We start from the raw sequence: 24,933 nt of genomic DNA, 5'->3' as shown, positions 1-24,933 counted from the left end.
GCGGATATGGTGTAACGGTAGCATTCGAGTCTTCCAAACTCTAGGCACGAGTTCGAGCCTCGTTATCCGCTTGGTTAAACGAGAGGTTTGTTAAATCTCACATCTTGCACCATTCTCGCTTAACAGGCTTTTCGGCCTGTTCCACAAGAAAATCTACTCTTTGTGGAACAGGCCGAAAAGCCTGTTCATAAAAGGCTGATTGACAAGGGTGCAACATCTCAGTTAAATCGAAAATCTCAAATCTCAAATCGGTTTGCGGATGTCATGTAGCGGCTAGCATCTGAGTATGCCATTCTCAGCGCATGGGTTCGAGTCCCATCATCCGCTTTTGTAGTCCTGATCTTCGATGGTAGAGCGTTTGCCTTACAAGCAGACGCGGGGTAATCTCCTGTCAGGATTACCAATTTATGGGAGTGTAGCTCAATGGATAGAGCGCCGCGCTTCGGACGCGGATGTTGTGGGTTCAAGTCCTACCACTCTCGTTGTTTTTGCTTTAATTTAAGGAGGTTGATTCCATTGAATGAATAATTTTTTATATTAAGATCGATCGCCCTTTGCGTGTCCCAATCTTTGGAGCCTACATACTTTAGTACGAGAGGAAAGGTAACGCTGTCAAAATCAGCGGGCGTTTGAGAACGGGGAGTGCATTGAACCCGGCAGGTTGGCTTAAAGGTAGCCATCCTTTAAAGAGTGTGTAGTAACTCATCGGCGGAGTCCCTCTAGTAACTGAGAAAACGCAATGCTCTGATAACTTGCACGGAAAGTACGTGAAGCGCAGCTATCCCGTAGGGAATCGCGCAATAACAAAAAACATGGGAGTGTAACTCAACTGGATAGAGTGTCGAGCTTCTACCTCGAATGTTGTGGGTTCAAGTCCTACCGCTCCTGCTGTCTGGGGTTCGTAGCTTAATTGGTAAAGCATCTAACTGGCTGTTAGAAAGATATCGGTTCAAATCCGATCGCAATCCACCACACCAATTTTAGATTTTAGATTTTAGATTTTAGATTTTAGATTGACTCCACAGATGAATCTGGGAGCTTGAACATTCATCTAAAATTCGATTTCTCCACAACTTAAGTCGGAGGGTTATATTCGTTTCGGGGTCATAGCTCAATTGGTAGAGCGCTTGCTTTGCACGCAAGAGGCCAGGAGTTCGATCCTCCTTGACTCCACTTCCGGTGTCTGAAGTCGAAGCGGTCGAGACGCTAGCCTGTGAAGCTAGTTATTAGCGGGTTCGAGGCCCGTCGGACACCTTTGAATTGATAATGGAGGTTATGATATTAAGGTATTTTTGAGAGGTTGATTTCTGAAACTTTTTTTGTTGAGAGCAGTTAATAAAGGCTAATTCAATTCCCTTTTCTAAACAGGCTTGAAACTTGCGACTATCATTATTGTGAATAGACGCTAGTTTTTCTGCCCCATAAATTGGCTCGTAATGGAAAATGCCATTTAACTCAAAAGCTAAATTTAGAGAGGGAATGTATATATCAAGCTCTGCATTTATGGCATCTTTGCGATTGAAATAAATTTCTATCTCTGGATAAAGGTTTAAAAGCTGCTCCTCAATCCAATATTCAAGCTTAGAGCGTCGATTTCCATAATTTTTATGGCAATTTTTGTAAGTGGCTGCACATGAATTTGAACAAAAATCTGGTTTGCCCTCTTGTAGTCGGTGTCTTTGTTTATAAAAAACCTTATCACAGGTAAAACAAACTACTTCCTTCGCTAGGATTGGTTTGACAAATAACGGTAAGCCTGCTGCTTTCAAAGCATTATTCCAACTTCCAAATTTTCTGACTACTGTATTGTGTGTTACTGGGCAAGGAATACTTTTATCTCTAACTTTATTTAAGGCAGGAACTTCACCGTGAGACTGATAGTATTCTTGGAACCATTTTATTAGTTGATCTTGAGTGATTTGCATGACAAGCTTTTAAAGGTATTGCCATCTTACTCTTAAATGGGGTGTGTATTAATAATAAAAATTTTTAAGAGTCGTTATACACCCAAAATTTGGGAAGCTGCTGCCGAGAGGACGGCAACCTGTCTCGAACACAGGAGTGCAGTTAACAACTGTAGGGGTTCGACTCCTCCAGCTTCCGTTATTCAACTTGGAAGATGCCGCCGAGTGGACGGCAAGCAATCTTGAAAATTGTGGTGCGACAGCGATGTCGTAAGGGTTCGATTCCTTCATCTTCCTTTTTACTACCCACCGGAAGTCAAAAAGCGAGACATCGTGCTGATAACGCGGGGATAGGAGGGGCAGTACCTCCTCGGTGGATTTCTTATGATTTTATATATAAATAAGGGAGAATTATGGTTAATTTTTTCACGAGCTTTGCTCTCATATACTGAGAAAAATTATGGGGAGGTCGCCTAAGTGGAATGGCACCGTAAAAACTTTGAAAAATTGGCTCCCAAAAGGACGATCGGGTTTTTTGAGTAGGGTAAAAAGTTGCTTCGCGACGCTCCCTGAAAACGCAAACTGGCAGCGGGTTGCGGAGGCACTGAAAGGAATTAACAGTCCGAGATGGGGGCAGTTCCCGTCTGCTGGCGGGCAGTAAGGAAGCGCGTTTCCTGAAAGTTGCTGTCGATTGATGCGGGTTCGAGTCCCGTCCTCTCCATTCAAGGTTCAAGTCCAAATCGAAGAGTTTCAACCCGTGCCCTAACAGTTAAAGCATACATACTCGGCTGTTAACCGACTAAAACCAATGCTTTACGCACTTGCACGGGTTGAACCTCAGAACCTCAGTTGTTCTTGAGGTCTAAATCGCGATCGTAGCTGCCGATTGGCCGCAGTCTGGTCATCAACTGCTTCAGCAAGAAGCCATTGCTGTTCCAAGCGGTATAAGGAGTAGCCCCTTGTCCTTTCAGGCACAAGGTTTGTCGGGCTTTGTTGTGGCAGATATTTGCCAGCAGGCTGACGACTGACACTAAGCCGAGTTCATCGACAAGGGCTTCGAGTTCATCTTGAGTCACAAGCACACCTCCAGGGTTGACTATTCCTGGATTGTACCATATAGTACCTTCCAAGGGTACTTAAAGTATACTAATGGTTACTTAGTTTCAGTTTCCTCCACGAGGTTGTATTCCTTGATAGCCGCCATGACTAGCAGAGTGGACATAGGAACTCCTGTCTGCTGGGAGATTTTTCTCAGTTTTTCGTGCAAACGCTTGGGAACTGTGACTTTAATCACAGCAGTCTCTTCTTTGTCAGCCATTTCAAGCAGTCATGTTTAGTTGACACCAGCTTATCCTCTTTCGGAGTACCGATCGCACCTTACTGCGCTCGTCTGTAGGGATGCGGGCGCAGCGCGATAAAATGGCTGCTGCTGCGAAACTGTGCGCTAACAAATAAAAAGGTCGATCGCAAATCTCTAACCAAGGGAGCGATCGGATCTATTAGTTACATTCAGAAGCACGCAGTAACCAAACAACTTAATAAAAAAGGTGAAGTATGCGAAAATTAAAATATTGTGTTATACTATTCTAGATGCGGGAGTATAGCTCAGTTGGTTAGAGCAGGTGACTCTTAATCTCAAGGTCGAAGGTTCAAGTCCTTCTACTCCCATCCCCAATAACATACGACTCACAAGGCTTTGAGACTTTAAACTGTCTCTAGTTTGTCGTTTTCCACTCATTTTGCGCTCACGATAGCAGCCAATGGCGGTAGCGGTTGGATTACTGTGAGTGTTTGCGTGGTCGGATTTTTAATGTGAATCGACCCGCCCGATCGATAAAAGTGCGATCGCCCAAGCTATTTTTAAACTGAATAACAACAGGAAATGGTGATTAGCTATGATGGCAAATCTCTCGGCGCGCTGCTATGGGGGCGATCGCGATTTAGATGCGATCGCCCATTTAATCAATACTTGCGAAAAAGTCGATCTGCTCGATGAAGGTACTTCCATCTCGGAATTGCAACAAGAATTTAACGCACCGTCCCTAGACAAAGCCCGCGATATCCGCCTTTGGGAAGATGCGGAGGGAAAATTAATCGGTTTTGCTCAGTTGTCCGTTTCTGAACCGGACGAAGTAATTGACGGTTGGCTGTGGTTTCGCGTTCACCCCGACGCGCGCGGAGGCGATGTGGAAGCAGCCGCGATCGCCTGGGGTGAAGTGCGGATGCGCGAAGTGTCTGCCATGCGGGGCGGGCGCGTGAAGCTGCGAACCTACGCTCGCGCTGAGGATTGCGATCGCATTTCTGTGCTGACAAGTAATGGTTTTAAGGTCGATCGCTATTTTTGCCGAATGGCGAGATCGCTCTCTGAACCGATCCCAGAACCGCACTTTCCCGAAGGTTTCGCGCTGCGTCAGTTCCCCGGCGAACAGGATGCGGCTGCTTGGGTAGAAATGTTCAACCAGTCGTTTATCGATCACTGGAATCATCACGATTTAACGGTGGATAAATTTAAGCACGAGTTAGCTAAACCCGATTACAGAAATGATTTAGACTTGATTGCTGTTGCTGATGACGGCACATTTGTCAGTTTTTGTTACTGCGAGATTAGTGTGCAAGAGTGCGATCGTACCGGGCGCAATGAAGGCTGGATTGCTTGTCTCGGCACTCGGCGCGGCTTCCGCAAAATGGGATTGGGACGATCGATGTTGCTCGCTGGTTTGCATCGGCTGAAAGCTGCCGGTGTGGCTACTGCTATTGTCGGCGTGGATGCTGAAAATCCATCAGGTGCGATGGGACTTTACGAGTCTGCTGGCTTCCACAATATTCGCGACAGCATTTCCTATGTTAAGGATGTTTGATTGATATTTTTTGGTGAAACAACCCGGTTTTTGGCTACCCGTGCATAAGTCCTATCTAATTATGGGCGGGCTCTCCTGCCCAACCCCTACTCCCCACAATCAAATTCATTCTTTGTGGAACAGGCCGGAAAGCCTGTTCCTGACAATAGTGCAAGATATCCGATCTAAAAAAACTTTTGCTACCCCCTTGACACTTGTGTAGTACAATTGTAGTATATAGATATGGAAAGCGCAGGACAAGCAAAAACCTGTATTTTCCGTGCAAATTCTGAACCTTGACAACTAAATATTGCTCAAAATTTCAACGAACATCAATTTGAAAGTCTTGTAACATAGACTCGATGGTCATGTTGTTACTTTATACGAGACTGTTCGGTTACAAACTGACTCGGGCAGAGTCAGATATTGTACGAAATCAGTCTAATTTTAACGAATTTCATGCGGATTCAGAACAGACAAGTTCAGCCAGATTTCAATCAACCAAAAAGGCTGAGGAAATCCGCAATATCAAACAAGCTTATCATTTAGAACGGCGCTTCTTTCAGTAAAGATTATTAGATTTCGTGAATCTTTACCGATACTGGCAATTTGCCCGCGTCTCACAAAAAGCCAAAGTCGAGAGCAGATAAGCTACTAATCCAAAATCCAAAATTGCTCTAGGAGGTATCGGTAATGGTTCACATTCGTTTTGAAGGACGTTCCTACGATCTGGCCGAAGACCAACTGGGTATCGCGGCAGGAATGAGCGACAAGGCTATTAAGGAACGTCTGGCTAATCATTTTGATGTCAAGGGATCTCGCTTCGAGTCTTACGTGCTCGATCGGCGTCCCAGCGGTGATTTAATTGTCCGCCCAGAAGCCGTTTACGGCTAGAAATTCACTGAAAGCACGTATTAGGCAGCGCACCCCAACTAAAGAAGCTTACAAACTGGATACGTTCGACTTAAAATCGAATTGTAGGTTCAATTCCTACTTGCCGCGAGGCTAAAGCTTCTCTGACTTGTGCGCGGCCTTTTATAGCTGAATTTTTTATATCTATCCGGCGCTTAAAAGTTCCACTTCGCGCCCCAACAAAGGAAGCCTACATACTAGCTCTTGATTGGGCATTTCTCTGAAAATAGAAGTCGTAGGTTCTACTCCTGCGTATGAACAACGGCTTTCTTAACTTGCGCGAAGTGACTTTTTATGCGCTATAACCTTTTGTTGTTAATTCAGGATAATAATTAAATAATCCTGTTTGTATTGAAGACTTCCGTCCTCAAGAATAAATTGGGTATTAGCCATGAGAAAAAGACTGGCAATTTACCGATCGCCCAAGGAGATAGACAGTCTGATTCATGCCTTCCAAGAAGGCAACCTGTCGCGAAGTCAATGGACGCACGAAGCACATTTAACTGTTGCTCTGTGGTATCTGTGTTATGACTCGGAGCAAGAAGCGATAAATGCGATTCGCAATGGCATTAAACGTTACAACTCGGTTCAAGGAATTGAAACCACAAAAAACAGCGGGTATCACGAAACGCTAACCCTGTTTTGGGTGCGAACTATTCGCCGATATCTCGCCGATGAAAGTCAAAATCGCTCGATCGTACATCTGGCTAACGGTTTGATTGCAAAATATGCCGATCGCAATTTACCATTTCGCTACTACACGCGCGATCGGCTGATGTCTTGGGAAGCTCGGATTAATTGGGTTGAACCAGATTTGAAGTCACTCGACTCCGAAATAGTCCGCCAGGGATTGAAATCCCTGTCTAATAGCTAAAGTCCTCTTCAGAGGACTAAAGATATTTGTTTTTGTTGGTTTTTAATCACAGAAAATACATTTTTAAACACGCATTTCAGTCCTCTTAAGAGGACTTTAGCTTTGAGCCAGGGATTTCAATCCCTGGCGGACTAAGGCGATAGGTGCAAAATATTAGGTGACACCAATGAATATGAATGTATTAGAGCGCGATTTACGTTTGGAAATGCTCAACAGTCTGCTCACCACTCCTCACCGTCAACTGGAAAAGGTGGCAGAAATTCACAAGTTAATTATCGAATTAGACCCAATTTTTTACGGTCATTTAGCAGTGTGGTATCAACGCCACGGCAACGTGCGCGATCACAAGGAAGTTTTTGCCGGAAATTTGCTGACTTCGGCGCTGACGGAACACCGAGATGCCGGTTTTATGATGCTGCAAGAGTTCCCTCCCTACGAGGTTTCACGGGTTGTGGACTTTATGAAGCAGCACCAGAATAAGGTGCCCCGCAGCGCACGCACTGCTGTCACTCGCTATCTGAAATCGCGGGAAAAGAATGCACAGTTTTTCGATCGCGCTGCCATCCGCAACCGCAAGGCGATGAAGCATTTGTACGCAACGCTGCACGTCAAGCCGAGCGATCGCGCTAATGCTATTCTGTTTAAAGACAATCCGCCGGAAGACTCTCTGGCATTCGTTTTGAAGCAGTTAGCAAAAGCGGCGACACCTGCGGAACAGGCGAATTTGATTGTTGAGTACAAGATTCCGTATACGATCGCAGTTGGTGGGATCAAACAGCTAACGCCAACGGTTTTGGCCGCGCTGATTAACTCGATGTCGCCGCAGGAAGTCATCAACAATTTGAAATCGATTCAGTCGCGCGGGGCGATGGATCACGCCGAAGTCAAGCAGTTGATTGACTCGAAGCTGGATGAAGCCGCAAAGTGCGATCGGGTTTCTGCTTACAAAGCGAGTGTTGCGGGCGCGGGCGCGAACTTCGACGCAGCAACGGCGGCGAAGCTGGAAGCGGTGACAAACGAACAGGTGAAGAAGCGCGGCAAGATTGCGAAAGCAACCGGTTTGTTGATTGACAAGTCGGGTTCGATGGAAAGTGCGATCGAAGTTGGGAAGCGTCTCGCTGCTTTGATTTCCGGCATTTCCGAGGCTGCACTGTTCGTTTATGCCTTTGACACGATGCCGTATCCAGTGCAAGCAAATGGCAGCGAATTGACAGACTGGGAACGCGCTTTCAAGCACATTCGCAGTGGCGGCGGCACAAGTTGCGGTTGCGCGGTGGAAGCAATGCGAATTAAAAAGCAGGTTGTCGAGCAATTCATTATCGTAACAGATGAAGGCGAAAACGCTGCACCTTATTTTGCAGATGCCTATCAGAATTACTGCCGCAGTTTGGGGGTAAATCCTGATGTTGTGATTGTGCGAGTTGGTTCTTGGTGCCAATATGTCCAGAAGCAATTGAAGGACAAACAAGTATCGGTGGAAACCTTTACGTTTGCGGGTGATTATTACTCCTTACCGAATTTAGTGCCGATGTTGAGCCGTCCTTCGCGGCTGGAATTGTTGATGGAAATTCTGGACACGTCGCTGCCTGTGAGGGATGACAAGTGATAGGATTAGGCATGGCTCGTGAGTTAAGCTCACGGGCAATGCTCACTTTATGGGATAGCTACTGTGCCATACCTCAAAGCAAAACATCTATCAACCCAAGGTAAAAGGTTTAATGAGAGGGTAAAAACTGCTAATCGCAAGTTAATTTATATTGGTGGTGAAATCAGGTTTCAATCCGAGATGGATTTGGAAGATTATATAGATGAGAAATTTGATGAAATATTTCCCTCGCTAATTAAAATCAAAAGACAGCATACTGTAAAAATGCAGCGATGCGATTTATTGTGCTGTACCAAATCCGAAAAGCAGCCGATAATTATTGAGTTGAAAAATGAAGAAGATCGAGGATTAGTTTCGCAGCTAACTCGGTATCGTAAAGCTATTATCACCAATAAATGCTTTGATGATAAAATTGACTATTCATTACCAGTAAAAATGATAGCGATCGCACCGAGTTTTCACGCTGATAATTACACAGACAAAGAAGCTTCAAAATTTGAAGAAGATTTTTGTTTTTGGGAATTTGCTGTACAAAATCACCATAATTCAGGTCAATTTAAACTATTAAGTCAAATTTATGAAATTTCTTACCCTGTATTTGGGTTGCCAGAAATCTCTCCTAATTTAGATATTAGCAGTTTACCTGCTTTTACTCGCAATTTTGTAGGTAGGCTCCCACCAGACTATCATACAGATTTTCTGAAGTTGCGAACTTTGCTTTTGTCTCAGCCAAAAGTAAAAGAAATGGTTAGTACCACTTACAGAAAAATATTGTATGGAACTGGTGATGGAGTGAACCACACAAAACTGGCAGAAATAACTAACACTACTAACGGAATCGTTTTATTTCTTTGGTTGCCAACAGCCGTTAATAAAAATACCAAAACACCGATAACTCGATTTGGATTTGTTTTGAAAAAAGTAGTCAACCCTTTTTCTCCAAATTCTTCTATAGAATGGGTTGTTTGTACCAAAGATACTATCAACTTAAAAGAGCAACCTCAACCTAATACATATTCAGGCATGACTAGGCATGGAATGTTAAAATGGTGTAAACCTAATATGTACTTGACGCAAGCTGCACTAGGTTATAATCATAATACTTTTTTCTTACTTTTGTATCTCCTTAAAGGAATTACTCCACCTATTGATAGCACTACTAGGGAATGGTGGGAAATTTACCAAAAGGAGACAGACTTTAATTTAGGATGGTTCATAGATTTAGCTATCAAAACCTGGAATTATCGTGTCAAGTAGAACTTTTATATACGCAGACATTCAGCAGCAAACGAAAAAAAACCCGCCATCCTTCAGGTGTTAGCATTGTAAATTATTCTCTAATTTGAGCGATAATTTCTTGTAATTCTGGATTAGCGATGGATGAGACTAACTGGGAATCCGCACCTGCCAAAGCAGCGCGTAACTTTTCCGAAGTCAGTGCGGGATATTTTTCTAACACCTGCTGTTGTGTCCATCCCGCAGCAAAGAGCCCTAGCAAAAATTCTACAGATAATCGAGTTTCTGGTGCTGCTGGTTGATTTGTTGAAGCTTTCGGGTTTGGATGAAGGAGGTTTCGCCAGTCCATTGTTTTACTTAAACGATTGGGGAAGATTCCGCCGATTATACTGCATTTGGACACAGTAGAAACACGGGCATCGTTGACTGACTTTGTAACAGTGCCACCGTAGGTCATACCATTTTAGATTTTAGATTTTAGATTTTAGATTGGGAATCACTGATGAATTAAGGGTTTGAAGCTTGGCTAGAGTCGCATTTTTTGGGAACTGGTGTCATTTCGCGATTTTGCGATTAAATTGTTATTACGATCGCAGTACAGCACTTTCTTATAGACTAGAGTAATGGGGTAGCGACGGGGCGAGATCCCTTTTTCATTTTGTCCGTTTCAATACCAAACCGCGTTAGCGCAGCCTGCCCCTACGGGGGCTACGCCAACGAAGAGGATCGCGCTAAATCTCAACCCACGGTTCAAGGAACTGTGCAACCCACAATACAACTACTTTAACTTCTTAAAACTATGGGAAAAAAGTCGAAAGCCAAAAAATCCCAGGTCAAAAAATCTAGTTTGATCTGCCAGCGACTCCAAGAAGCTCTCGATCGAGGCAGTAAAGTTTGGATTAAAACAAATAATAGCAGTTTCGGTGGCATCCCGATTAATTTGTTCGGGGAGTTTGCGGAACTTTTGGTGATAGTTCCCCCTAACGAACAGGCGGAAAATATCGATGCTTACGGACAAGTTACGTGGCTGATTCGACTCTCTGATATTATTGCACTCGCTTATCCTACTGAATACTGGTCTAAAGATAGATTAGAAAGTTTGCTGCCACCAGATGCAGTTACTTCCGAAGTAGGAGATTAACTGTAAGGTGCACCAGGTGCACCCTACTCTTAGCCGAATGGTAAGTGTAAGGTGCGCCGAAGAACACTTTACACTTACCATTTTATAAGCTGTTTTACCAGCGAAAATATAAACAACTCCGACCGATTTTTATCAGTTTAATTATTCGTTGCAAGCTGAAAGCTTCACTTTACAACGGCCACCCTCTAGTTCGCTGCAAGCGGCGAGAGCTTGAGCTTCTGCTGCTGATTTGTCGTCACCCCAGCCCGCACCTGCTCCTCCTTCGCCTAATGCGATCGCTCCACAATTATCGGTATTATAGGTCAGCGCTTCGCAGTCGTCAGCACCTCCTGATTCTTCATTGCAGGCGGCTACTGCTGCGTTTAGTGCTCCTCTCTGTGAATCATGATTCCAACTAATACCAGTGGCGCCAGAAGTCGCAGAATAAGCAGTAGCTCCATAGGTGGTCTGAGCTTTAGCTACCTGGGCGGATCCCAAAATAGGAAGTGTCAGAGCTGTCACTACAACCAACTTAGAAAAAAGCTTTGGCAGCATATTTACTTGAGATATTTACAAGGTTAAAATTATATCCTCGCTCAATATTATATTAGGATATTCCTTCGTGTCAAGAGTGTTTACAATTCTTTGTATTGGCTTTAATTAAAAGTGCGTTCTGTAAAATAAGTAAGATTACGGAGGTCAATCCATTGGCAGATATTCGCAGAATTCTCAGCCAACTTGCGGCCGAAGAAGGGCAGCTACTCGATACCCAATTCCTGGCTCCCTGCGTGCGCGGGGGAAGCGTGCGGATAAGAGTTAGCTCAATGGTTTATACTTTTCAACCGCAGCCACGCAACTTTGAAGGATGGGCTATTTTTGCGCCAGTAAATGATAGAATTGCTGCGGTAATTGAGGAGCCGAGTTTGCCGCAAGTGGCCGAGTATTTGCAACTCCTCCTCCCCGTTCGCTTGCACTTGGCTTACGTGCTGCAAGGGCAAACATGGCTGGCTTATCCTGTGAACGAATCTGATGCTAAACAGCGCACAGGTGTTGCGAAACCCGTACCAGTCCATTTAGTAACAGAAGGTTCGCAGTTTGAGCCGATTGTTGCGCGCTGGGACGGTCATTGTTTGTGGTTTGAAGAGATTGACAGGCGCGCCGATCCGCTGCCGTCTGAGGAATTGAAAGCAGCTTTAAAAAAGTTGATTTTGCCTCAAGAAGTTCGCTTTAAAGGGATGACGCCGTCCATGCGAACTGTTTACCAATTGGTGTCCCGAAATATTAAAGATTTCGATCCGAAAGTGCGGGAAGAAAAGCGCTTGCAGCGGGCGTTGAAAATGGGCGGCGGTGAATTGCGGGATTTTTTCGATCGCGAAAATTATTGGCTGGTTGAATGGACTAGCGGAACCGGAGAACATCACACTTCTGCGATCGCCAAAAATGATTTGACAGTTATGAGTGCTGGCATTTGTCTTAGCGGATTGGACAAAGACTTCGACTTGCATTCATTGGTTGGAGTAGTCGAAAATCGCTAATTCTTGATTACCATGAGTATATTTTTTCACGAACAACTTTACAGAAGTGCCGCCGTGATGTCGCAGATCAAAAATTTCCCGGTAACGGTGTGCGGCGCGGGCGCTTTGGGTGCGAATATAACAGAAAATCTCGCGCGATCGGGCTTTTGTCAGTTAAAAGTCATCGATCGCGATCGCATTGAGGAACGCAACCTTTCCACTCAACCCTATTATCGATCGGACATCGGCGCATTCAAAGCCAAAATTCTTGCCAACAACCTCTATCGCGCTTTGGGAGTCAGCATTGACGCGCACTCAAAAGAATTGACACCCGCAAATGCCGATCGGCTGCTTGCTGTCAGCGCCACAGTCATCGATACTTTTGATAACAGTGTCGGGCGGCAAGCAGTCAAAGATTACTGTGCGAGTGTCTCCCTTGCCTGCGTGCACGTCGGATTAGCTGCCGATTACTCCGAAATAATTTGGAACCAACACTATCGGGTTCCTTCAGCGGCAAATGATGACGTTTGCGATTACCCGCTGGCGCGAAACTTGGTAATGCTGACGGTTGCAGTTGCCTGCGAAGTAATTGTTACCTTTGCTGCTACCAAAGAGCAACAAAATTTAACTTGCACGATCGGAGATTTTGCAGTAAAGCCACTTATATTGTAGAATGTCGGTTGACTGTTGCCAGAAACCCGGTGAATCGAGATGGGATGCCCCATCCCATAAACCAGGTTTCTCACTCTCAAACAATCGTCAAAATTGCAAAAAACGCTTGAGAAAATTAACAGGGAAAGTATGGCAGGAACACAGACTTTTTATTATTTACTAGCAATTCTCGGTCTATTAGTTTTGACGGGCACAAGTAGAGCCAACTATGCAGCGGGCTCCGCAGTTTGCTACACTGATGATTGCCATCAACCAGTAGTGAGACACCATAAAAGGATTTTAAAATGCGGCTCGAAAGGGGAAGATGTGAAGAAACTGCAAAAGTTGTTGAACGCGCGGGGCTTGTCCGCACACCCGATCGTAATTGATGGCGTTTTCGGTCCGACAACCGAAGATGCAGTGAAAAGATTTCAGCGGCAAGCTCATATTCCTGTAGACGGAGTTGTGGGAGGCAAAACTTGGGACAGACTGTTTGCTAGTTTGTAACTTTAAGCACCGGACAACAAAGGTTCCTAAGTCAGTCGATTTTAGATTTTAGATTTTAGATTTTAGATTTACTCGATAACAGATGAATCTGGAAGCTTAAACTCTGTAATCTAATTTTTTTTCTCGACCCTCGATAGCGTCGGAAAGCAAGTACCTGTGTTTGGGTGGAGTCATCTTTGGTAATAATTAATCCTTGGGATTTGTAGTTGCACATCAAGTAGGTTTTGTGCAACTACAGATACCTAAATAGCCATCAATAATTAATGGCTAACTAGATTGGTAATGAATGAAGTTTTAGATTTTTGGTTTGGTCGATCGCACTCTCCTGAGTTTGGCAAAGTCCACAAGAAATGGTTTGAAAAAGATGCGAATTTTGATGCCAAAGTGCGATCGGGCTTTCTGCAGCAATACGAACTAGCCGCCTCCGGTAAACTCGACTCCTGGCAAGATTCCCCCGAAAATTGCCTCGCATTAATTCTACTGCTCGATCAATTTCCGCGCAATATGTTTCGCGGGACGCCCCAAGCATTCGCCACAGACAGCAAAGCTTTAGCCACCGCCGAATACGCTATTAATCATAACTTCGATCGCGAATTGCTGACTGTACAAAAATTGTTTATTTATCTCCCTTTTCAACACAGCGAAAACTTAGAAAACCAGCAAAAATCTGTCGAACTATTTCGCCAACTCAGCGGCGAACCTGACAGCGATTCACTCATTGAATACGCGATGCAGCATTTGGAAATAATCGAGCGTTTTGGGAGATTTCCCCACCGCAATGAAATTCTCGGCCGCGAAACAACCCCCGAAGAAGCCGAGTTTCTGAGACAACCCGGTTCGGGATTTTAAAGCGCGATCGCAAAACCTCGATCGTTCTGATATATTCGAGACTTGTAGAGGCGGTTTTAGCGCGCAATCAGAACCAACAGCCATCTCTTTACAAAACCCGCCGCAACCCAGCGAATCTCAAATTGAATAGTGAAATTATGTCCGGTCGAGCGACCCCGATTTTGGTAGGGGCCCGTGAGCCAAAAATACCTGCCAATAATTGACCATCTCAAAAACCCGCCCCGACCGGGATATTATGGTTAATCGATCGGACATGATATGAAATTAGAAAAGAAGATAAATTCTTGATTCAACAAAAAGTATACGAGGGTGAAGAATTTATCGAACGCCCAATCCTCAGCGGCGATACTGCACCCGATAAATCCGGTTGTTCGCTTCCTCAGTAAACAGCAAACTCCCGTCAGGTAAAACCAGCAAACCAACCGGCCGTCCCCAAGTTTTCGGGCCCGACGGATCTGTCAGAAAACCAGTCAGAAAATCCTCATAATAACCTTGAGGGCGTCCGTTCGCCGCATTAAAAGGTACAAACACGATTTTATAACCAGTTCCAGCGTTGCGATTCCAACTGCCGCGAAACGCCACAAATGCCCCGTTCAGGAATCTTTTGGGAAACGTTTTGCCGTCGTAAAACTGAAGCCCCAAAGCCGCCGAGTGCGCCTGAAACAACACGTCCGGCATTAATGTTTTAGCCGCTAAATTAGGTCGATCGCTATTGCCATTTCTGGCGTGGCGCGGGTCGAGCAAATTCGGCTTAAAATAAGTGTAAGGCCAGCCGTAAAACTCGCCTTGACGAATTCTTGTCAAGTAATCCGGCACCAAATCATCTCCCAAACCGTCGCGTTCGTTGACTGTCGTGTAGAGTTGATTGGTTTTTGGGTGAAAATCCAATCCCACCGGATTTCGCAAACCGGAAGCAAAAATTTGCGGGTTCTGGCCGTCCAAATTCATCACTTGAACAGACGCCCTCGGCAGCGGTTCGACATCAGCATTAGACTGCGATCCAACTGAGACGAAAAGCTTGCTATTGTCGGGGGAAACCACAACATTTCGCGTCCAGTGTTGGTTGTAGCCGCCGCCCGGTAAATCAGCAATTTTTTGACCAGTACCAGTTAATTGTTCCTGCCCTTTTGTGTAGGGAAATCGGCGGACTTCAGCGGTATTTCCGAGGAAAAAATAGCGATCGGCAAAAGCCATACCAAAGGGAATATTTAACCCGTTTTGGGCACTTGCAAAAGTCTTGCGAACCTCAGCAACGCCGTCGCCGTTGGCATCTCGCAACAGCGTAATCCGATTCTGCCGGGTTTCTGTTACCAAAACATCGCCTGTAGGCGTCAAAGCTAGCCATCGGGGAGCGTCTAAATTGTCAGCAAAAACGTTGACGACAAAGCCAGGAGGCACTCGCAGCACTGGCGATGCGGGAATCGGTATTACTTGAGGAGGTTTTGAGGCGCTTTCGCTGGCTCCTGGCTGCGGCAAAGTAGTTGCAACAATACGGATTGGCTGCGGCGACAGCGGTTTGGTCGGTACAATTTGATTTGTCCCAACATTTGTCACCGGTGCACGGGAGGGAATTTGCGACAGGGGGCCGTTGTCGCCCACAGCAGGGGCGATCGCATCTGTAGCTCGATCGCACGCAATCATCGGCAACAGCAGAATTAGCAGCAAGAAACGCAGGGAATACATAGCAGCGATTTCTCCACAATTGCTGGACAATTATATTATTCTAACTGCTATTCAACAGCTAAGCCACCGCCGGCGCGGTGGCTTAAGCTTAATTCCATTTACTGATACCAGTTGCAAAAAAGAATGCAATTGTATGCCTGTGATCCAAACCTTGAGCTTGATCAGTCAATCGATTTTAGATTTTAGATTTTAGATTTTAGATTGAAGAACGCGACCCCACGAATGAATCCGGGGGCCCCGGATCAAATTGCTTGATTGTCATTGCCAATTCCCAATCTCAAATCTCAAATCTCAAATCTCAAATGGTATAACCTAGCTCTACCAAAGTCCTCTCACAGGAGCCGGACGGGGAGCCGGAGCCGGAATTGGACGGGGAGCCGGAATCGGAGCCGGAGCCGGACGAGGAGCCGGACGAGGAGCCGGACGAGGTGGCGGTTCTGGGGCCGGACGCGGTGCCGGTGCTGGGGTTGCGGGACGAGCAACCGTTGTGGCTACCACCTTATAATCGGGGATCACCGCGATATTTTGTATCTGAGATCCGGCGACGGTGGCTCTGACTTTCATTCCCGGTACTAGACCAATAATTCTCAGGACGCATCTTTGAATCCTGAGAGTCCTGTACGGCGCGCTTTCTTCGCGAATAGTTACTACATCGCCGACAATACTTTTGACAAAACCGACAATGGTTGTAGTGTTTGCTGTTGTGGTGGTCTGCGTTTGGGCTATTTGAGTTGCAGGGTTAGCCATCGCAGGATTTACTGAGACCGCCGAAATTACCACCGACAGTGTTGCACCTGTCAATAATTTGATGTTCTGAAGACGCATTGAAACCTCACATTAACTGCTATTCAGGGTCGGGTTTGCTTCCGCTGCACGAAAGTCCCAACCTCTATACCTAATCCAGTTTAATCCCCAGAGTAGGAAATTTATGACAATCTCAAAAAAAGATTATCGAACAAGTATTGAAAGACTAAATTTTACATCATAAGTTCCCGATTTACAACAAGTTCAGCGGTTGGCATCTCTAGAGTGTTGCCGTGATATATTGAGTTTATTCGATCGACCGTTGCAGTTTTTTTTCCGCCCACCTAACTGTTGCTGGGGGGAACTCTACCCAAAGACAGATTGTGCTTGCCGGATAGAGCAGCGCCATAGTTTGAATAGTCGATCGCCAATCGGACATGGCTAAAAAATCAAATTAGTCGGAGGTCAAATTTAATCATTTTCTGGCACTATTTACGCATAAACCGGGTTTTCTCACGACATTCTATTGCGTAACTCCACTTAGGAGCTTATAAAAACGTTGTTGTTTTGGTATTATTGCCTAAGCTTGGTGTTGAGTTACAAGTTATCAGTGGTGGAATTTAAACTAAAAACTGTACAGCGCAGTTGCCGTCAAAAAGCCATCTCAAAATTTTTCTCATCTGGTGCGGTTGGCGGATAATTAGATAGGAACTTTGTAGGAACTGCTGGTTAGGAGTTTAGCGAACAAAAAAATGGTGAACAGCAAATTGTTATTTAATAAGCTAATTGTGCTTAGCTTGAGTGCAGCCGCGCTGTCGGTGGGCATACAGCAGCAGGCGACTGCCGAAGTGGTGGCTAATTCAAGTAATAGTGCGATCGCAGCGCAGCGGCCCACATCCGAGACAAAATTGCCCAATCTCGGAACCCCAGAACTGCCGCCCTTGGGAGAACCATTTCGTTATATTCCCCAGGAACCACAGCCTGCGGTAAATCCTATTGAGGAAGTGCGTTTAGTGCTGAAATTGCGAGAACGCCGCGTCTATGTTTACCGACAAAATAAGGTGCAAACCAGTTTCCCGGTTGCTGTGGGAAAAGGGGGGTGGGAAACTCCTACAGGCAATTTTAAAGTTATGCAAATGATCAAAGATCCCGTTTGGCAAAATCCTTGGACAGGAGAACTTATTCCTGCTGGGCCAGACAATCCATTAGGGAGTAGGTGGATGGGGTTTTGGACGGATGGCAAGAATGTGATTGGTTTTCATGGTACTCCGAATCCAGAGTCGATCGGGGGGGCGGCTTCTCACGGCTGTGTCAGAATGTTTGATAAAGACGCACAGGCTTTATTTGAGAAAGTCGCAGTTGGTACACCGGTGATAGTTGAGCATTAATTATTTGGAGATTGGGGTGCATAAAAATATCCAGGAACAGGCAAGATGCCTGTTCCACAAATACTTAAATTGGGTTGTGGGGAGTAGGGGGTTGGGCATCCTGTCCGCCCATGAAAGACTTATTGATAATGCAGCTATTGGGTGAGTTAAAACTTACATTTTGCACCCCTCTCAGCAACAGGCTTTTCAGCCTGTTACCCAACAAAGAGTTAAATAGATTGCTGATATTTTTCCAGCAACTCCGGGATGTAATCGTAGCCATCAACACCGATCGCCGGAATGATATTCGCTCGACTTTTAGCCAAAGCTTGTTTAAAAGATTCCGCCCCCATTTGACCCCGCAAAATTGTCAACAAACCAGCCGATTGACGCCACTCGATCGCACCAATTTGCTCCAAAGTATACATCCCCAAACTACCTGCAAATATCGCTTGTTCTAGTGAGTTGATTCTGTAATAAGCTTGAGCCAAGTAAGCCAAATTCAGACCTTGCAAATATAAATCCCCTGAGAATTGAGCCGCTTGCCAACCTTTGAGCAAATATTCGATCGCACCTTCAGCATTTTCCAGGGCAATTTTAGCGATACCGAGACTGCTGGAACAAAAAGCTTGACTTTGCCTGTCTCCCAATTTTTCCGATAGCAACAAACCTTGTTCCAAATAACCGATCGCACTCTCGTAAACCTCCGGTGCCACCTCCTCCAACTGCCGCGCTTGAAACACTTCGCTGTAACCCAAATTAGCCAGAGCATTTGCCTCGCCTTGCCGCTCTCCCGCTTGTCGTGCCATAATTAAAGCCCGCTGGCTGTAATTAATCGCTTCCTGATAATTTTTTTGAGCAACATAGTTGCGGCTGATGTGATTGAGATTGGCAACTTCGCAAGCTTTGTCTCCTTCGGTACGGGCAATTTCCAGCGCTTGCTTGTGCAGCAAGATCGATCGCTCGTAGGCCCCTGCTGCCTGCATCGAATAACCCAAAAGCGTCAGAATCCGAGCTTTCGCTTGAGTGCCTTCAACTCGGCGCAGCGGTTCGTCTAAATAATCCAAAGTATGCCGCAGAGCTTTACCATCAAACGAAGCGAAAATCCCGCCGTAAAGCGGAAAATATTCTCGCTGAGAAAAAGCACGCAAAATTTGCAAAGTTACTTGAAAACAAGCATTTGCCAACTGCTCGCCGCTCTTGGTAGAATTATTAAACCCACTAGCTAGCTGACTCCAAATTACCGCAAAAGTAATGTAAGTAGAAATAGAAGCTTTTGTTGACACTTTGGAATCATAAACTTGCTTGTCAAACCATGTCGCCAACGCCCGCTGCAAGCACTGCAAAATAATCGCCACTTCCACCAATATGCCTAAATCTAAATTCGATTGCTGGGCTGCGAATTGAACTACAGATTCACCTAGCGCAATAGTATTCAAAAGAGCCTGGGGAAAGGGACTGTTAACTTTTTTTGCCCAAAAAGCCCAAGGCCCATTTTGTTCGGGACTACCGGCAAATCCTAGCTGCTGCGGCTGATAAATCCAGCCCACAAGTTCCGGTTCCAAACGCTGCCAAGATTCTAAACCTTTGGCGATGCCGGCGGTGATTTGCTGCAAATCTTGTTCGGTTTCGGGATTAGCAGTTTGCAGCATTTGTTGGTGCAGAGATTTTGCCAATTGCTGCAATTGAGCGAGAGTCAGCGGATGTTCTTTATTCGGATCGATTACTTGCAATAATGCCAAGAGGCGGGCGTTAGATTCGGCACTAACTATTTGTTGAATTGAGGAGGCAATTGCGCGATCGACGCGGTTATCTTTCTGCCAGCGTTCCCATTCTCCTTGGATGGTTTTGAGAGCTCGGAGGCTGCGATTTGCCTTTGCTTGTTTGATTTCGTCTTTTTCATTTCTGAGTTGATTTTCGGCAGCATCAAGGCGTTCGCCGAAACAGCGTTCAAAGATTTCGCCAGTACCGGTGCTAATGTCTTGCACCAGCATTTGATAAACTTGTTCTTTGGAGCGAATTTGACCTTTGAGGGTGATTTCGACAATTTTGTCGATTAGGGCTAGGTAGCGATCGCGCAGTGAGGTAGAGTCTGGCATAATTTATTTTTAGTTAATAAGTTTTTATGGACAGCGCTTGCAGCTTGCACAATTTCATGCTGCTATTTAATTTTACAGCTCCTCTGGATTAATGCCCATTGCTCTGAGGCGATCGGCTAATCGGTTTGCTCGCTGACTTTCTAATTCAGCTCGCTGACTTTCTAATTCAGCTCGCTGCCTTTCAAACTCCTCTGGAGTCAGAACCCAATCGCCACTAGCATTGTACCAGCGCAGCCACAACCTCGAACAACCTTGATAACAACCTTCCCACAAACCTATACCTAATTCTAATTCCGGTATCCAGAATCTGGGTTCGGTTAAAACTTGTTCGCGGTAACGATTGCCAATCAAGCGAAATACTCTCAGTTGATTGTTGTACCGACTGAAAACAAAGTAGTAAGGAATCTGCAAAATCTGTTCGTAAACTCGCCACTTAGTAGGCGGTTTATTTCGTGTTTCTTCTGTGATTCCTAAATCCTCATCTTCAGTTCCAGGTGACAGCAGTTCTACTACTACCAGAGGACTGACATTTTCTTGCCACATCACGTAGCTGAGGCGCAATTCGTCACCTCGATAAAATCTCGGAGCCCCCAAGACGACAAACCAATCAGGTCTTTTGTACCAATTGAGATGGTTAGAATCGTAGTAGAGATTGAGGTCTGTCGCTATAAATATTTGTTCTGGCGGATGATTGGCGGGGCGGCAGGTTAGACGCAGCAGTTCGGGTTGAAAGTCGTGGAATTCGTCAGGCAAACCGGGTTCCTCCGGGTCTTCACTGGGTAGATCGTACATCGTAGGGAGGACTTTTGTCTGGGAATGCTGCGAATCCGGTACGTACATCGTCATAAGATTACCCGGGCGAGACGGCTTGAGGAGATTGAAGCGGTACGGCAATTGTAATATTATAGCGCGATGTGATTTCTTGCTGCAGAAAGTCGGTATCTTTTGCACCGGGAATCTTGGCTAAATAACAATCACGAACTGCTAACATAAAACCTTTAATTGCCTCTGGCGAATTTTGAAAGTCTGCATCTATTAGAAAATCGCGCCACTTGCTTTCATCTTCACCATAAATATCGACTAAATGCAATCCTGCTAAATACTCCGCTACGGGGTCAAGTACAAACCGGACATTCTCTTTGCTAGGGACGTTCGTTTGGATGAGGTGGAGTTTTTCTTGGAGATAGTTGAAGCGTCTATCGACATCTTGTGAATTAAATACAGATAGCGCATTGATGGCATCTGGAATCTTAGTGCTAGCGGGTCGATAAGTGAGTCTCAGGCATTCCCAAGCGAGCAATTTAGCATCTTCGTGAACGGTGATATCTGTCAATTTATTTTCTACCATGTCCCGGTTCAGTTCGTTCAGATAGGACAGCATCAAATCTGGTATATTTTCAGGTAAGTTACCACTTTTGTTGCCTTCCATTTTCGCGACCAACACATCGGCGTATAGTTTGGCAAACAATACAGTTGTACTTCGGCCTTGAATTCTGATTTCCTCTAAAAGTTTAGCCAAATCGCCGCAGGCATAATGAAATTGCGAACCGTTAAAAAGATTTAATTTCCCTAGCTTGTCTAAGTATTTTTCCATGAAAGCTGATAGTTCCGATCCCTCAATTCGCAGCGGGTGAAGCGTGTTTTTGTTGGCTTTACCCATTGTGGAATCAAGTCGCGAAGTCACAATCAAAGCATTGATGGGAAAATCGGCAGCATTAGGGTCAATTTCCTTTTTAGTTGTTTCTGCCATTTCTGAAAAGTGGTCAACAATTACTAGGATACGGCGCTGTTGTAGCAATTTTTGCAGCAGTTCTTCAGCAATGGGCGTGGGATGGTTGGTGATAGATTTTAGTTGACCGCGTATGGCTTCAAAGAAGGGATTTTTGCCTGCGGCGACTTTACTGTCTAGTTCTTCTTCAATCAAGATTGGTATCATCAGGTGTTTGCAGAGGCGTTGGGTTTTATCGGGTTCCATTGCCCAATCTGCAATTTGACAAGCGATGCTAGTTTTGCCGATACCGCCTTCACCCCAGATGAGCAGACAGATTCGCTTTTTGGTAAAAATTGCTGGCAAATCTTGACCCCTAAGTTGAGGTAGTTTTTTTTCGTCTAATTCAAAAGAAACTGGGATGTAAGTAGCGTGGCTTTTGACTGTATTTCGTTGAGCAAATTGTTCGCGGACTGTTTCGATGTGGGCTGACACCCAGAAATCTAGAACTCTGGGACGGTAAATAAAAAAACTGATAAAGGTAAGGTCGCGAATTCGCACCGGAGCACCGCCCCATGTTTCAGGTAGTTTAAATTCGTAGGGTTTGAGTGCGTCGTTGATTCGCAGCAGCCATAGGGGACGCAGCCGGAGGATTGCAAACCACAGGGAGGGGAAGAAGATTAGGTAAATTATTGTTGCTGCTACCCATTGATTCTGGGTAATTACATTGAATAAGCGGGCGTTTTGTTCGGCTTTGAGAATACTGAGGTATGCACGGAGATTTGCGATCGTTGTTTGTGAGTCAGCTTTAGGTTCTGCCAAAATTTTCAAGGCTGATTCTAAGTTTGATACAGCCTGATTTAACTCCGCTGAAGTTAGCGTCTTTGCTTTTTCTTGAAGGCTAAGAGCAATACTCTCCAAAGCATAGGTTGCACTACTACGCACATCTGCCTGAGAGTCTTGAAGCAGGGGAATTAGCTGCGGCACGGCAGCTTTAGCTTCTGCACCGATTTTCCCTAAAGCAGAGGCTGCACGGCTAGGCACAACTGGATTTGAGTCTTTCAGCAGGGGAATTAGCTGTGGCACAGCAGCTTTAGCTTCTGCACCAATATTCCCTAAAGCTTCGGTCGCACTTATACGCACATCTGCCTGAGAGTCTTGAAGCAGGGGAATTAGCTGTGGTACAGCAGTTTTAGCTTCTACACCGATATCCCCCAAAGCAGAGGCTACACTTATACGCACATCTGCCTGAGAGTCTTGAAGCAGGGGAATTAGCTGTGGCACAGTAGTTTTAGCTTCTGCAGCGATACTTCCCAAGACAAAAGCTGCACTGCTACGCATCTTTGCATCTGAGTCTTTAAGCAGGGGAACTAGCTGTGGCACAACAGTTTTAGCTTCTGCACCGATTTTCTTTAAGGCAGAGGCTGCACTGAAACGTACACTTGCATCGGAGTCTTTAAGGAGGGGAATTAGCTGTGGCACAACAGTTTTAGCTTCTGCACCGATACTTTCCAAGGCAGAGGCGGCACTGCCACGCACGTATGCCTTGAAGTCTTTAAGGAGGGGAATTAGCTGTGGCACAGCCATTTTAGCTTCTGTACCGATTTTCCCCAAGGCAGAGGTGGCAGTGAAACGTACATTTGCATCGGAGTCTTTAAGCAGGGGAATTAGCTGTGGCACAGCCGTTTTAGCTTCTGCACCGAGACTTCCCAAGGCAGAAGCTGCACTGCTACGCACTCTTGCCTCGGAGTCTTTAAGCGCGGGAACTAGCAGTGGCACAGCCGTTTTAGCTTCTGCACGAATTCTCTCTAACGCAGAGGCTGAAATGATACGCACAAATGGATCTGAGTTTTTCAAGCCTTTAGCAAGGGCAGGAATAGCAGGAGGACCAATTTTTGCGAGAACCTCGGCAGCACTTCGACCGACTAGCGAATTCTTATCCTGTAAGGCTTCAGTCAAAGCGGGGATAGCTGGTTCACCTATTTTTATTAACTTCTCAATAGCTGCATCAATTTCCCTTTCATCGTTGCTCTTTAACTTCTGAATGAGGGAGGAAATCTCTTTGGAACTAGCTTTTTGTGCGCTGACACTTTCAGCCCCAGCGCTGCGAATCAACAGCAAAGGCGATGTGAAAGATAAAAACGAGAGGGCAATTACGGCAACTAATTTTTTTCGGTAGCGCGTCGTCATGGGCCAGAATCCTTGTATTTGATGAGCCGTCTCAGCCATTTGAAAATTGTATCTACATTCTCATCACACTGGTTTAACTGGTTCCCAGGCTCTGCCTGGTAACGAGTATAATCATTTAGGATTGCTATATTAGTCACCTTCTTTATTTTTTATTCCTTAGCTATGGCATTGCAGTTTAAGCTTTTGCACGGATTTTATTCAAAGCAGAGGCTGTACTACTACGCACATTTGGATTGGAGTCTTTCAGCAAGATAATTAGCTGCGGCAGTGCAGTTTTAGCTTCTGCACCAATCATCCCCAAAGCAGAGGCTGCACTACTACGCACAGTTGCATCTGAGTCTTGAAGCAGGGAAATTAGCTGTGGTAGTGCAGTTTTAACTTCTGCACGCATCCTTGCCAAAGCATAGTCTGCACGGCTACGCACAGTGGCATCGGAGTCTTTCAGCAACAGAATTAGCTGCGGCACAGCAGTTTTAGCTTCTGCACCCATCTTTCCCAAAGCATTGGCTGCACGGCTACGCACATTTGCATCGGAGTCTTTCAGCAACAGAATTAGGTGTGGCACAGCAGTTTTAGCTTCTGCACCCATCCTTCCCAAAGCATAGTCTGCACGGCTACGCACAGTTGCATCGGAGTCTTTCAGCAACAGAATTAGCTGCGGCAGTGCAATTTTAGCTTCTGCACCCACCGACACATCTGAGTCTTTCAATGTTTTGACAAAGGCAGGAATAGCAGGAAGACCAATTTGTCTTAGAACCTCAGCAGCACTCTGGCCGACTGACAAATTCTGATCCTGCCAAGCTTCCATCCAATCAGGGATGGCTGGTTCACCTATTTTTCGTAACAGCTTAATAGCTGCATCAAGTGCCGTTTCATCGTTAATATTTAACTTCTCGGTGAGGAAGGCAATCTGTTTGCGATTAGCTGTGGGTTCGTCCCCAATTCCACCCGCAGCATTGCGAGTCAATAGCAAAGGGGATGTGAAAGATAGAAACGAGAGGGCAATTACGGCAGCTAATCTTTGTCGGCAGTGCTTCGTCATGGGCTAGAATCCTTGTGTTTGATGAGCCGTCTCAGCCATTTGAATAATTGTGTATACATTCTCATCAAACTGTTTCAGGACTCCGGGCGA

General features: G+C 45.5%; 23 protein-coding genes and 9 tRNA genes. 21 read left to right on the top strand and 11 right to left on the bottom strand.

The genetic code is table 11. The features are described from left to right. The 7 genes from QUB24_RS17335 (at position 1) to QUB24_RS17305 (ending at position 1,254) form a co-directional block, all read left to right on the top strand. A tRNA-Gly gene (locus QUB24_RS17335) sits at positions 1-71 on the top strand. A gap of 184 nt (positions 72-255) precedes the next feature. After that, a tRNA-Gly gene (locus QUB24_RS17330) sits at positions 256-327 on the top strand. Positions 328-409: 82 nt separating this feature from the next. Beyond that, positions 410-482 (top strand) — tRNA-Arg (locus QUB24_RS17325). A gap of 332 nt (positions 483-814) precedes the next feature. Beyond that, a tRNA-Arg gene (locus tag QUB24_RS17320) sits at positions 815-888 on the top strand. A 7-nt stretch (positions 889-895) separates the two neighbouring features. Next, positions 896-972: transfer RNA gene (locus QUB24_RS17315), tRNA-Ala, on the top strand. A gap of 128 nt (positions 973-1,100) precedes the next feature. Continuing rightward, positions 1,101-1,173: transfer RNA gene (locus QUB24_RS17310), tRNA-Ala, on the top strand. Between the two features lie 6 nt (positions 1,174-1,179). After that, a tRNA-His gene (locus tag QUB24_RS17305) sits at positions 1,180-1,254 on the top strand. Here QUB24_RS17305 and QUB24_RS17300 read toward each other — a convergent pair. Continuing rightward, positions 1,227-1,925 (bottom strand): homing endonuclease associated repeat-containing protein, encoded by a 699-nt coding sequence (locus QUB24_RS17300; protein WP_333154448.1) that lies wholly within the window; start codon positions 1,923-1,925, stop codon positions 1,227-1,229. The genes QUB24_RS17305 and QUB24_RS17300 overlap by 28 nt on opposite strands. Positions 1,926-2,017: 92 nt before the next feature. Between QUB24_RS17300 and QUB24_RS17295 the strand changes: the two genes are divergently transcribed. Then, a tRNA-Ser gene (locus QUB24_RS17295) sits at positions 2,018-2,103 on the top strand. 646 nt (positions 2,104-2,749) lie between these two features. Here QUB24_RS17295 and QUB24_RS17290 read toward each other — a convergent pair. Together QUB24_RS17290 and QUB24_RS17285 are read right to left on the bottom strand one after the other, a co-directional pair. Continuing rightward, positions 2,750-2,980 (bottom strand): hypothetical protein, encoded by a 231-nt coding sequence (locus QUB24_RS17290; protein WP_333033740.1) that lies wholly within the window; start codon positions 2,978-2,980, stop codon positions 2,750-2,752. A gap of 77 nt (positions 2,981-3,057) precedes the next feature. Then, positions 3,058-3,222 carry a ribbon-helix-helix domain-containing protein gene (locus QUB24_RS17285; RefSeq protein ID WP_333154447.1) on the bottom strand — a complete coding sequence of 55 codons (165 nt, stop codon included), beginning with the start codon at positions 3,220-3,222 and terminating at the stop codon, positions 3,058-3,060. Between the two features lie 276 nt (positions 3,223-3,498). On the opposite strand from QUB24_RS17285, the gene QUB24_RS17280 reads away from it, so the two are divergent. The 7 genes from QUB24_RS17280 to QUB24_RS17250 all read left to right on the top strand — a co-directional run bounded on the left by QUB24_RS17280 (position 3,499) and on the right by QUB24_RS17250 (position 9,390). After that, positions 3,499-3,572 (top strand) — tRNA-Lys (locus tag QUB24_RS17280). A gap of 227 nt (positions 3,573-3,799) precedes the next feature. Continuing rightward, positions 3,800-4,762: a GNAT family N-acetyltransferase gene (locus tag QUB24_RS17275; RefSeq protein ID WP_333154446.1), complete on the top strand. Its 963-nt coding sequence runs from the start codon at positions 3,800-3,802 to the stop codon at positions 4,760-4,762. Positions 4,763-5,109: 347 nt separating this feature from the next. Then, the gene (locus QUB24_RS17270; RefSeq protein ID WP_333154445.1) at positions 5,110-5,310 is read left to right on the top strand and encodes a radical SAM protein; all 201 of its coding nucleotides are present in this window, start codon (positions 5,110-5,112) and stop codon (positions 5,308-5,310) included. 124 nt (positions 5,311-5,434) lie between these two features. Continuing rightward, entirely contained in the window at positions 5,435-5,635 is a 201-nt protein-coding gene (locus QUB24_RS17265) for a hypothetical protein (protein WP_333101629.1), read from the top strand. Between the two features lie 409 nt (positions 5,636-6,044). Continuing rightward, positions 6,045-6,527 carry a hypothetical protein gene (locus tag QUB24_RS17260; protein WP_333154444.1) on the top strand — a complete coding sequence of 161 codons (483 nt, stop codon included), beginning with the start codon at positions 6,045-6,047 and terminating at the stop codon, positions 6,525-6,527. A 166-nt stretch (positions 6,528-6,693) separates the two neighbouring features. Next, entirely contained in the window at positions 6,694-8,133 is a 1,440-nt protein-coding gene (locus QUB24_RS17255) for a hypothetical protein (RefSeq protein WP_333154443.1), read from the top strand. A gap of 63 nt (positions 8,134-8,196) precedes the next feature. Next, positions 8,197-9,390: a hypothetical protein gene (locus tag QUB24_RS17250; protein ID WP_333154442.1), complete on the top strand. Its 1,194-nt coding sequence runs from the start codon at positions 8,197-8,199 to the stop codon at positions 9,388-9,390. 73 nt (positions 9,391-9,463) lie between these two features. Here the strand turns inward: QUB24_RS17250 and QUB24_RS17245 are convergent, their stop codons facing one another. Then, positions 9,464-9,826 carry a DUF433 domain-containing protein gene (locus QUB24_RS17245; protein ID WP_333154441.1) on the bottom strand — a complete coding sequence of 121 codons (363 nt, stop codon included), beginning with the start codon at positions 9,824-9,826 and terminating at the stop codon, positions 9,464-9,466. 342 nt (positions 9,827-10,168) lie between these two features. On the opposite strand from QUB24_RS17245, the gene QUB24_RS17240 reads away from it, so the two are divergent. Then, positions 10,169-10,510: a hypothetical protein gene (locus QUB24_RS17240; protein WP_333154440.1), complete on the top strand. Its 342-nt coding sequence runs from the start codon at positions 10,169-10,171 to the stop codon at positions 10,508-10,510. Positions 10,511-10,651: 141 nt separating this feature from the next. Here QUB24_RS17240 and QUB24_RS17235 read toward each other — a convergent pair whose 3' ends face one another. Beyond that, positions 10,652-11,044, bottom strand: coding sequence for a DUF4189 domain-containing protein (locus tag QUB24_RS17235; RefSeq protein ID WP_333154439.1), 393 nt, complete (start codon positions 11,042-11,044; stop codon positions 10,652-10,654). Between the two features lie 152 nt (positions 11,045-11,196). Between QUB24_RS17235 and QUB24_RS17230 the strand changes: the two genes are divergently transcribed. The 4 genes from QUB24_RS17230 (at position 11,197) to QUB24_RS17215 (ending at position 14,010) form a co-directional block, all read left to right on the top strand. Then, complete coding sequence (locus QUB24_RS17230; RefSeq protein WP_333154438.1) at positions 11,197-12,024, top strand: hypothetical protein; 828 nt, start codon at positions 11,197-11,199, stop codon at positions 12,022-12,024. Between the two features lie 12 nt (positions 12,025-12,036). Next, on the top strand, positions 12,037-12,675 hold the full coding sequence (locus QUB24_RS17225) for a ThiF family adenylyltransferase (protein ID WP_333154437.1): 639 nt from the start codon (positions 12,037-12,039) through the stop codon (positions 12,673-12,675). Positions 12,676-12,804: 129 nt separating this feature from the next. Further along, positions 12,805-13,161, top strand: coding sequence for a peptidoglycan-binding domain-containing protein (locus QUB24_RS17220; RefSeq protein WP_333154436.1), 357 nt, complete (start codon positions 12,805-12,807; stop codon positions 13,159-13,161). Positions 13,162-13,443: 282 nt separating this feature from the next. Next, entirely contained in the window at positions 13,444-14,010 is a 567-nt protein-coding gene (locus tag QUB24_RS17215; RefSeq protein WP_333154435.1) for a DUF924 family protein, read from the top strand. A gap of 336 nt (positions 14,011-14,346) precedes the next feature. Here the strand turns inward: QUB24_RS17215 and QUB24_RS17210 are convergent, their stop codons facing one another. Beyond that, positions 14,347-15,693: a sorbosone dehydrogenase family protein gene (locus QUB24_RS17210; protein WP_333154434.1), complete on the bottom strand. Its 1,347-nt coding sequence runs from the start codon at positions 15,691-15,693 to the stop codon at positions 14,347-14,349. Positions 15,694-16,011: 318 nt separating this feature from the next. After that, a complete protein-coding gene (locus QUB24_RS17205; protein WP_333154433.1) occupies positions 16,012-16,518 on the bottom strand; it encodes an autotransporter in 507 nt (168 codons plus the stop codon). A 671-nt stretch (positions 16,519-17,189) separates the two neighbouring features. Between QUB24_RS17205 and QUB24_RS17200 the strand changes: the two genes are divergently transcribed. Beyond that, positions 17,190-17,825 (top strand): L,D-transpeptidase, encoded by a 636-nt coding sequence (locus QUB24_RS17200; RefSeq protein ID WP_333154432.1) that lies wholly within the window; start codon positions 17,190-17,192, stop codon positions 17,823-17,825. A 209-nt stretch (positions 17,826-18,034) separates the two neighbouring features. Here the strand turns inward: QUB24_RS17200 and QUB24_RS17195 are convergent, their stop codons facing one another. From QUB24_RS17195 to QUB24_RS17180, 4 genes are all read right to left on the bottom strand, one after another. Then, positions 18,035-19,903, bottom strand: a complete 1,869-nt coding sequence (locus tag QUB24_RS17195) for a tetratricopeptide repeat protein (protein WP_333154431.1) — start codon at positions 19,901-19,903, stop codon at positions 18,035-18,037. Positions 19,904-19,975: 72 nt separating this feature from the next. Continuing rightward, positions 19,976-20,749: a Uma2 family endonuclease gene (locus tag QUB24_RS17190; RefSeq protein WP_333154430.1), complete on the bottom strand. Its 774-nt coding sequence runs from the start codon at positions 20,747-20,749 to the stop codon at positions 19,976-19,978. Between the two features lie 4 nt (positions 20,750-20,753). Further along, positions 20,754-23,801 (bottom strand): HEAT repeat domain-containing protein, encoded by a 3,048-nt coding sequence (locus QUB24_RS17185; protein WP_333154429.1) that lies wholly within the window; start codon positions 23,799-23,801, stop codon positions 20,754-20,756. 175 nt (positions 23,802-23,976) lie between these two features. Further along, positions 23,977-24,843 (bottom strand): HEAT repeat domain-containing protein, encoded by an 867-nt coding sequence (locus QUB24_RS17180; protein ID WP_333154428.1) that lies wholly within the window; start codon positions 24,841-24,843, stop codon positions 23,977-23,979. Between the last annotated feature and the right edge of the window lie 90 nt (positions 24,844-24,933).

Source organism: Microcoleus sp. B9-D4 (assembly GCF_036705105.1).
Classification (GTDB): domain Bacteria; phylum Cyanobacteriota; class Cyanobacteriia; order Cyanobacteriales; family Microcoleaceae; genus Microcoleus.
Note: the sequence above shows the minus strand (reverse complement) of the source record. Positions and strands in the feature narration are given on the sequence as shown.